Annotated in this window: 5 protein-coding genes and 1 riboswitch; all 5 genes read right to left on the bottom strand. The window is 47.4% G+C overall.

The annotated features are described in order from the left end of the window. Positions 1-743: 743 nt before the first annotated feature. Positions 744-4,265, bottom strand: coding sequence for a bifunctional diguanylate cyclase/phosphodiesterase (locus tag ACFQ1C_RS12230; RefSeq protein WP_379558897.1), 3,522 nt, complete (start codon positions 4,263-4,265; stop codon positions 744-746). 419 nt (positions 4,266-4,684) lie between these two features. Then, the gene (locus tag ACFQ1C_RS12225; RefSeq protein WP_379558896.1) at positions 4,685-5,176 is read right to left on the bottom strand and encodes a 6,7-dimethyl-8-ribityllumazine synthase; all 492 of its coding nucleotides are present in this window, start codon (positions 5,174-5,176) and stop codon (positions 4,685-4,687) included. Between the two features lie 149 nt (positions 5,177-5,325). Continuing rightward, positions 5,326-5,501, bottom strand: a riboswitch (FMN riboswitch). Positions 5,502-5,621: 120 nt separating this feature from the next. After that, positions 5,622-7,538: a RecQ family ATP-dependent DNA helicase gene (locus ACFQ1C_RS12220; RefSeq protein ID WP_379558895.1), complete on the bottom strand. Its 1,917-nt coding sequence runs from the start codon at positions 7,536-7,538 to the stop codon at positions 5,622-5,624. 508 nt (positions 7,539-8,046) lie between these two features. Further along, positions 8,047-8,505: an aspartate carbamoyltransferase regulatory subunit gene (gene pyrI, locus ACFQ1C_RS12215; RefSeq protein WP_379558900.1), complete on the bottom strand. Its 459-nt coding sequence runs from the start codon at positions 8,503-8,505 to the stop codon at positions 8,047-8,049. A gap of 5 nt (positions 8,506-8,510) precedes the next feature. Then, a complete protein-coding gene (gene pyrB, locus ACFQ1C_RS12210; protein WP_379558894.1) occupies positions 8,511-9,437 on the bottom strand; it encodes an aspartate carbamoyltransferase in 927 nt (308 codons plus the stop codon). Positions 9,438-9,704: the final 267 nt, after the last annotated feature.

The following is a 9,704-nucleotide window of genomic DNA, read 5'->3' as shown; positions in this document are numbered from 1 at the left end:
GAACGGCTTCCCCAGTAACTGTTAAATACTCTATCAATTCATCTGACTTAAACATACAAGGGTCGATTTCAATCGACCAAAAACCATAGCACGGCCTAAAGAGGTCGAATACTCCTTGCCTAAATAAGGCGACCCTACGCTTGGGGGAGGATTGGTATAATACCAATCTAAGTAAAAATGTGATCTAGTTTAAAATCGGATACGAGAGGAAACAGAGTCAACTCCCACGACACGCCACTGGGCTAGCCATCTTTACTGGGTAGCGGCTGCGAATATTCACAGGGAATTCGTTCCATTACCCAACAAAGATACACGGCAGCACGCTGCCCCCTGGGGGCTCAGGAAATGCCATCCATGGCATTGTCACGGACGTGAGAGCCGATCTCTATTACCTCTCCTTAAGCACCGAGTTGTCTGTAAAGCGCAGCGACAGGCGACCTCGCAGCCTAGGGACGGATAAAGAGATCGGCTCCACCGACCATCACATAACAGGGATGTTATGTGTTTGAGCGTCATAGGCGAGTGTGTTCCGCCGAGATGAACTGTTTTAATCTGACCGAATATCCAGTGAATATTCGCAGTAAATTAAAATGGTGAATGTCATTAACCCTGGCAGCGTGTCGGTGGAGTAGAGCCTTTGTTCGACCTTTACATGAAATAAAATCAGACCATTTTTTTAGTGTGATTGGTATTACTTACTCAGTTTGGTGTAAGTATATGAGCAGAGTACTATGAAGTTGATACTACTCATTCATACAGTCTTCCAGTTCATGGAACAGCTGATCGCGCAGCGCGAATAAGGCGTCTAACTTGTCTAAGCCAGTGCTGGCTTGCCCTGCCTGGTGTGCTTCTTTTAGCTCCAGTGCAAGGTCGCGTATTTGATGGTGCAGACGATACTGAGTTGCGAGGCGTTCGGGGGAAATAGCTGGTTGGCTGGCCAACCAATGGTTTAGGTAACCTTGTTCAATATCAAGTTGTGGCCAGTGTTTACTGTGATTATGCAGTGTATTTGCGATGTCTTCGAACCAGGTATTGTGCTCTATGCTGGCATAGAGCAAGGGGAGTTTTTCTCGACTTAGGCGACGTAAATCAGCCCAGTGGGGTTCGGGTTGCCATGTAGCTACCCAGGTAAGAATATTTGCTGCTGGCATGGGCTTGGCAATACCGTAACCTTGAGCAATGTCACAACCAATGCGTAATAAGGTATCACCATGCTGGAGGGTTTCTACACCCTCGGCAATGACCTTGCGGCCAAAGGCACCTGCTAGGCTGAGCACGCCGTCGAGTATGGCCAAATCTTCTGAGTCTTGCAGTATGTCACGGATAAAGCTTTGGTCGATTTTGATGACATTGGTTGGCAATCTCTTTAGGTAAGTGAGAGACGAGTATCCGGTGCCAAAGTCATCGAGGGATATGCTGACCCCCAGGGCTCTGCATGCCTCCAATGTGTTAGATATTTGCGCCAAATCGCCCAGCGTACTGGTTTCCAGAATTTCTAGTTCCAACAGCTCGGCACTAATATCTGGGTAGCTCTGTAACAAACGTTCGAGTAAGTGTACAAAATCGGGCTGTTGCAGCTGGCGAGCACAGATATTAACGCTAACGAGCAGGCTTACTCCTTGCTGTTGCCAGTTGCGAATCTGTTGTAATGCAGTATCCAGCACCCAGTTACCTACATTCACCGCAAGAGGGTGATCTTCAATAACAGGTAAAAAATGTGCAGGTGCCAATAATCCCTGTTCGGGATGTTGCCAGCGTATCAGTGCTTCTACGCCCAGTACCTTGCCAGTACGCATATTGACCTTGGGCTGATAATAGAGCACGAATTGATCGGCTTTAAGGGCTTCGCTGATATGTTCCAGGCTTTCGTGGTGGCTACGCATGTTGCGGTCTTGCTCGGCATCAAACAAGTAGTAACGATTTTTGCCAGCCAGTTTGGCTTGATACATAGCCTGATCGGCCTGGCGTATCAGTTGTTCGGACTCTAGATCTTCTGCTTGCGGATAAAAAGTAACCCCCAGACTGGCGCTGACCTGTAATCGGTGGCGACCCAGCTGTATCGGTCGTGACGCCGCTTGCAGTAGCCGATTAAGTAAAGGAGCGCTGTCTGCCAAGTCGGCTAAATCGAGTAAAATGGCCACAAACTCGTCGCCACCGAGTCGTGATAATGTATCGCCCTCTCTGATTTCGTTTTTCATGCGCGCGGTCACCGTCATTAACAGTTGATCGCCTGCGGTATGCCCGTAGCTGTCATTGATCTGCTTGAAACCATCCAGATCCAGATAGACTACGGCGAGTGACTGTTGCCGACGCCGAGCTTGCAGCATCGCCTGTTGCAGCCGGTCGGCCAGTAGTACTCGGTTAGGTAGTTGAGTGAGCGGATCGTAATGAGCCAGTCGTTCCAGTTTTTGCTCATTGGCCTTGAGCTGGGTGATGTCGGTAGCAATGCCCAACAGGCCGACGGCTGTTTTACTTTCAGACCCGTCATAAATAGGGGTTTTAACCTCTAAAAAAGTCACTTTTTTACCGTCTTGATGGCTGGCTTCAAACTCGCTTTGTATCTGTTCTCCGCTTAATACATAAGAGTCTACTTGCTGATAACGCCGCAGCTCTTCTTTAGAAAAGAACGGGGTTCCTTGATGGCCAAGCAATTCTTGTGCGGTGCAATTGAACAATTTCAGGGTGGTACGGTTAGCATAAATATAACGAGAATGGGTATCTTTCATGAATATGCAGGCGGGGACATGATCGAGTGCTTCTTTAAAGCGTTGGGTCTGCTGGTTGGCGGCCTTGAGTGCTAATTCGGTTTGTTTACGGTCTGTGATGTCGGTCATCATGCCGTACCAGCTGATGGAACCGTCCGCTTCTTTGTGTGGCTGAGAGTCACCAAATAGCCAGCGCTGGGTGCCGTCTGCAAATATCACCCGATACTCGTGACGCCAAGGTTCCAGGGTTTCTGCCGAGTGTTGTGTGCTGCTCAATACCTCGGCAAGATCAGCTGGGTGAATCAGCTCTTGCACTAAGGTACCGTCTTCTTGAACCTGCTGATGGCTCACACGATAGATCTGGTGAATACCCTCACTGGCATAGGGGAAGCAAGCTCGCCCGTCGGGGTAAAGTCGGTATTCATACACCATGCCCGGGATGCGGCTGGTCACTGCTCTTAGGCGATTAAGTAATTTTTCAAACTGTTGTTCGCGCTGATTAATTCTCTTGGTTAGTTTTTTTGCCAGTGCCAAGGCTCGAGTACGGGTTCCCGAGATAGACTGAAAGAGGAAAAATAACAAAATAGTCAATGCGAAGCCGATTAAGGCAGTCATCCAGCTGCTGGTGTTATTAAGCAGCTGGCCAGGTTGTAAGTGATCAAATATCAGCAGCCATTGTCGGTCATTGAAATTGATTATTCGCTGTTGTTGTAAAGTATTGGCAGGAAGATTGTTATATCGCTCATGGTTTACATACAGCAGCTGCTGTATATCGTTATTGCCATCGTATACACGCAGTTCAATGACTTCTTCCTGGTGGCGTGACCAATCAGCCAGTATATCCTGCATGAGATCGTCCATGCGGTAGGCGCAGTATGTCCAACCAATCAGAGCCTGTTGACGTTGCTCTACCGTGTTTACGAGTGCGCCCTTTTGATAGAGAGGCACGAACATTAGGGTGCCAGCTTGTATGTTATTGTTGTTTGCTATTTTGAGGTCAACTCTGCCACTCAGTGTTGCTTTTCCTGTCTTTGCTGCTTTTAACATGGCGGCACGGCGCACTGGCTCACTCAACATGTCGTAGCCAAGAACACGTAAATTGTTACCAGTAGCGGGGCTGATAAAAAGAATAGAGGAATAGCGATCACGATTACCAGCAGGCCATACTTGATAGTCAGCAAGGCCTTCGCTTCGTATCTCGGCAATATGATCTTCAAGGTTTTCAGCTGACATCAGCGTAATAACCCCCATGCCGGATATGCCACTTACTGCTTGTGACACTTGCAGCTTCTTGACGTACTGTGTCCATTCTTGGCGAGTAACCGAGCCTGAAGCATCAAACAGGCCGGCGCCTCCACGCAGTACCAATGCATAAGCGGCTAAACGCTCTTCAATTTTAATGGCGATTTGATCGGCAGTAAAAGCAAAGTTTTTAATGGCATTGCTTTGATTAAGCATCTTGACTTGTAAGGAGGCAAAGATGGTCAGCAACAAGCCTGAAATGGCAATTAACCACGCGAGTCGGGACAGTTTAGCGGCATAATGTTGGATCATAATCATCAATGAGCCTTCCTTAGCTCAATGTTAGAGGCGATATCAGTAATAGCCAAAGTGAGCGCGATAATAAAAATCAGGCAGTTTCAAGCAACAGGTCTTTATTCATTTTCAATGTTGAATCAATAGCGTGGCAGTACCCTGCCATTATCTCTTTTTATATTCTATCTGTTGATTTTATCCTGTAAGTAATAGGTGTAACAGATAATGACCCTAAAGCCTAACAGAGTCTGGTTGCCGAGCATATTAAGTGCATAGGAGCAGAGTGACTGACTCACTTTGGTTGTTATATTTTGTGTGGTTTATGTATTAAAAAGTAGTGACACTGGGGCAGTTAAAGCGAATAAAGCGGGGTGTTGGCTCTTATTTATGTAAAGAATAAAAAACGGGCGCCTGGCCCGTTTTATCGTGGTTGCAGAATAAACTCAGCTAATGGCTTTAGCTTGGGCAGTTAAGCGTATGGCACCATCGGCAGCATGGGCAAGCTCTTGCCCTTTCTGTACAAAGTGGCGGCTAAAGTATTGCTGGTGTTCACCGTGCTCATGAAAATGATGAGGAGTAAGAATGGCAGTAAGTACCGGGATTTCAGTTTCTAGCTGCACTTGCATCAAGCCCGAGCACACGGTCTGTGCCACAAAGTCATGACGATAAATACCGCCGTCTACCACCAGGCCACTGCAGGCAATGGCAGCATAGTGGCCGGTTTTGGCCAACAGTTTGGCCTGCAGGGGAATTTCATAAGCCCCTGGAACGGCAATAACGTCAACTTTATCGGCATCATATCCCAGCTCGATAAGTTGACTGCGAAAGCCTTCTAGTGCGTTAAGCACTATGTCGGCGTGCCATGAGGCGTGAATAAAGGCAATGCGTTGGTCGCGAACATTAAAGTCGCTTTTTTTCGTTAAGCTCTGATCCATGGGTAAATCCTATTATAAAAATCACTGAATCAGGGTGAACGTACAGGCAAGCACAGCATAGGCGAAACTAGATTCGCAAAAGGCTGTGGGTCTTTGGTCAGCACAAACCACACTTAACGGTGCAGTAAAACTGTATTAAAGGACATGTCTGACGCTCTCTCACATCCGGACTATCACCGTCGGCTCTGGAATCACACCAGATCTGCTAGACCCTTATCGGCTGAGTAATCTAGCCAGTAAGGCGCTCGCGGGCTTCATGGTTGGCCTGTTGTGGCCTCTTATGTTTACCGCCGGTGGGGAATTGCACCCCGCCCCGAGAACGAAATCGGTTATACCGATGATGAGAATATAGAGTTTTATGACAGCATAGTAAAGCCAAGCCCTACGGGCAGCGGTAAGCTTTAAGCCGTAAGCTGTCAGTTTAAGGAAAATATAGCACTGGGCGCTATGTTTTTTCAGCCAGCGCGTTACGGATATCGTTGAAGCTGTGCTGTTCTAATCTTGCAAAGCCTGACAGCTTTTTGGCTTTTAATTGGTTAAGTAGTGGCGTGCTAATACCGCATAAAAAGCAAGTGAGGGTATGCAAACTGAGGGGGGGAACACTTTGTGCTTGCAGCTCTTGGCACCACTGCTGCAGTTGTTTAGTTGCAGGCAAGGGCGGTTTAGAGGGGGTAGGAAGTTGTGCTGGCTTGCCGGTACACACCGAGCAATGGCCGCATCGTTCTGGTGCTTGATGATCTGCAAAGTAGGCAGCAAGGTTATGGCTTAAACAGCTGCCACTTTCAAAGAACTGGATCATCTCATTGAGGCGGGTAATTTCGCTGTGCTCTTTTTGTTGAAACAAGTGGTGCAGGCGATTTGTTTCTTCAGTTAAGTTCAGAGTCGGTTGCAGTACTTTATACACTTCAATCATCTGCTTGCTTTCTAGGGTGATTAAACCTAGCTGATGTAAATAGTCTAGTGCGCTTATTACACGTTTACGCTCACCTGACGCCTGTTGCCAAATCGCTTCAAAGTCGACTTGGCACCAAGTTTTAGCCAGTGGCGAGCCATTAAATACCGCACTTAAAAACGCCTGTCGCTCGGGGTTGAAGCGGCCGATGATGTCATCAGGCGAGGCATTAAACTTAAAACGATAGTCAGCATAATAGCTGTATAGCGGCTCTATGATGCCATTAAGCTCTAGGTACACCAGTAGGGTTCTAAGCGGTAACACGCGGATATTACAGTGGTTGGCGAGACGAATGGGCATAATTTCCCACTGCTCGCCGTTGCTAGGAAGTTGTTGTAATAAGGACAGAATCGCTTCGGGCTCGGGCGTGTCGCCATAGACGAAGTTTTCTAGCACATTCTGGCCCGCTAGATTGCCGAGTAAGATACAGTGTGATGGCTGGCCGTCTCGCCCAGCTCGGCCAATTTCTTGGCTATAGTTCTCAATCGACTTGGGTAAGTCGAAGTGAATTACGCGGCGAATATCAGATTTATCTACGCCCATACCGAAAGCGATGGTGGCGACGATGCAAGGCTCGCGACCGTCCATAAAATCGCGTTGTAATTGTTGGCGACGCTCTTGCTCCATACCCGCATGATAAGCTTTTGCCTGAAGGTCTGCAGCCATGATTTTCTCCGCTACGTGCTCGGCAGTATGTTGCAGGGTGACATAGACAATAGTTGGTGCTTTGGGCTCTGTTCGTAGTTGTGTAATCAGGCTGCTGATTTTGTCGGACTCCGCCACGGGGAATACTTCCAGGTGTAGGTTGGGGCGGTAAAATCCGGTTAGCACGACGTTGTCGGCAGGCAAAGAAAATTTTTGCTGCATATCATCAATAACGTTAGGTGTTGCGGTGGCCGTCAGCAGCAATACTTGAGGAATGTTCAAGCTCTGGCAATAGCTCGGCAGTTTTAAATAATCGGGTCGAAAATTGTGGCCCCACTCCGAGATACAGTGGGCTTCATCAACAACGAGTAACGATATTGGTACTTGACTGATAAACTGGCGAAACCGTTCGTTTTTAAGCCGCTCAACCGAAATCATAAGTACCTTTATCCTACCTTCACGCACGCCTTGCATCACGTTGCGACTTTCTTCAAAGCTTTGCGTGGAATCAATGCTGGCAGCTGGAATATTCATGCGCTGTAAAAAAGCCAATTGGTCTTGCATGAGTGCTAACAGCGGCGAAATAACCAAGGTGAGATGGGGTAGTAATACCGCAGGCAGTTGGTAGCACAGCGATTTACCCGAGCCAGTTGGGAAAATGGCCGCAGCCGACTGACCTGCCATGATGGTTTCAATGACTTGTTGCTGTCCAGGGCGCAAGGTAGAAAAGCCAAAGTGTTGTTGTAAGGTGTTGAGCAGTGTCATTATTTTCGTCCCGAGAAAGCGATGGTTATAGCTTGGCTTGCAGATGTGGCTTTGGCAACATTAAAACTAAACAGTAAAGAGGCAAGCCAAAGTCACAGACCAAACCTTTTTGCAACGGAAGAACGCAGAAGGCACGGAAAAATTAAGCTGGGATAAAATCGACGAGTGACTCAGATATTTCATGGTGAGAGCCAGCCCTTGCTTACTGATGGTGTCGGTGGTTTGGCTCTTACCCCTTATATAGCTTTGGCCCTTTCAGATCTGATCTCTATTTTTCCGTGGGTTCTGTGGATTCCGTGGCGAGCCCAGTAAGATGGCATAGGGCAAGAACCAACAAAGAGCGGTGTTTGTCCTTTGCTTACGGCGTATAGCTGCGGTTTAAAGCTGCCCGAAGGGCTTAAATACCGGGGGCGTCATGCCGGCATAAAAAAGCCAAGACCTTGACTCAGATCTTGGCTTTGGATTTTCTTTAGTTGACCGCTTATGGATGACGGCTTAAAGCTGTTTTTTAGAACGTCATAAAGTCTTGATGGAAGGACTTTTCACAGTAGTTGCAGCGAAAACGTACCTGTCTTTTAACTGCGCGCACCTTGAACTTACTGCTCACTTGTTCGTTGTGGCTAATGCAGTTCGAGTTAGGGCACGAGAATACCCCTTCAACTTGCTCAGGTAATTGCAGTTGTAGCTTCTCACCTACTTCAAAGTCTTCAATTAAGTTAACCGTGGCGTCTGGTGCAAACAGAGCTAGTTGGTTTGCTTGCTCGGCAGAAAGCCAGGTATTTTCTACTTTAATGATGTCTTTGCTGCCCAACGCGACCGACGGTAGGTTAAGGCCGACGGTGATTCTTTCTTTATTTTTAATCAAGCCAAACAATTGCAAAATCTTAATGCCTTGGCCGGCCGGAATATGGTCAATAACGGTGCCATGATTGATGGCTTCCACTTGGAGTTGGCTTTTATTTATCATGTCTTTCATAGCAGACTCTCGCTTAACACCAGCGCAAGCAGAGCTTGGCGTGCGTAAACGCCGTTTTCTGCTTGTTGAAAATAATATGCATAAGGGGTGTCATCTACCTCAACCGCAATTTCATCGATGCGCGGTAGCGGGTGAAGTACTTTAAGGCTGTCTTTCGCGCCGTTGAGTACGGCGGGTGTCAGCACATATTTTGATGCTACATGCACATACTCTGCCTCGTCGAAACGCTCTTTTTGTACTCGCGTCATATAGATAATATCGAGCTCGTCCATCACTTCTTCCATGCTGTCGCATATTTCGAAGTTGATGCCTTTGTCGATTAACTCATCACACAAGTAATCTGGCATAGCTAGAGCTTGAGGCGCAATAAAGTAAAATTTGCAGCCAAATAAGCTTAAGGCTTGAGTTAAAGAGTGTACGGTGCGGCCATATTTAAGGTCACCGACAAAGGCAATGGTGAGCCCCTGCAAGGTGCCTTGCGTCTCGTAGATACTGAATAAGTCCAACAGGGTTTGCGTAGGATGCTGATTTGAACCATCGCCGGCATTAATCACCGGCACAGAAGAAAACTCGGCCGCTAAGCGGGCAGCACCTTCTTGAGGGTGGCGCATAATAAAGGCATCACAATATGAGCTGATGACTTTGACTGAGTCGGCCAGCGTCTCCCCTTTTTTGGCCAGCGAAGTACTAGTGCTATCAGAAAAACCGATTACCGAGCCGCCCAAACGCTGGATGGCGGTTTCAAATGATAAGCGGGTGCGGGTAGAAGCCTCAAAAAAACAACTGGCTACTACTTGATGCTGTAGTACCTCGGGATGAGGCTGAGATTTAAGTTTTACCGCGGTATCTATGACCAATTCCAACTCGGAACGAGTGAAATCGGTGATAGAGATTATGTGCTTTTGATATAGTGGATTTGCCATCAGCAACGCTCTTGCAGGTGTAGGGAGAGGGCCACAAAAAAGCCCCAATATGGGGCTATTAGCGCTAATTGATTGCAAACGCGATCACCATGACCGCCACTAAGATCTGTGGCTCTTAACAGAGCAAATTGTTTAGAAACAACAATGAGCATTTATTGGTCACTCCAAGCGCTTGCGAATCATGCAGATTATAAAGAAATGTGTGCCATAAGCAAAATATCGCGTGAATATGGTGAAAAGATAAGCGAACAAACCAGTTTATAGCAA

Source organism: Oceanisphaera ostreae (assembly GCF_042676125.1).
Classification (GTDB): domain Bacteria; phylum Pseudomonadota; class Gammaproteobacteria; order Enterobacterales; family Aeromonadaceae; genus Oceanimonas; species Oceanimonas ostreae.
The sequence above is the reverse complement of the archived record's forward strand: the minus strand, read 5'-3'. Positions and strand labels throughout refer to the sequence as shown.

What these genes read in the sequence shown, in the direction of transcription:
- ACFQ1C_RS12230 (WP_379558897.1), bottom strand. Translation starts at nt 4,265, where the DNA reads ATGATTATGATCCAACATTATGCCGCTAAACTGTCCCGACTCGCGTGG.
- pyrB (WP_379558894.1), bottom strand. Translation starts at nt 9,437, where the DNA reads ATGGCAAATCCACTATATCAAAAGCACATAATCTCTATCACCGATTTC.
- ACFQ1C_RS12220 (WP_379558895.1), bottom strand. Translation starts at nt 7,538, where the DNA reads ATGACACTGCTCAACACCTTACAACAACACTTTGGCTTTTCTACCTTG.
- pyrI (WP_379558900.1), bottom strand. Translation starts at nt 8,505, where the DNA reads ATGATAAATAAAAGCCAACTCCAAGTGGAAGCCATCAATCATGGCACC.
- ACFQ1C_RS12225 (WP_379558896.1), bottom strand. Translation starts at nt 5,176, where the DNA reads ATGGATCAGAGCTTAACGAAAAAAAGCGACTTTAATGTTCGCGACCAA.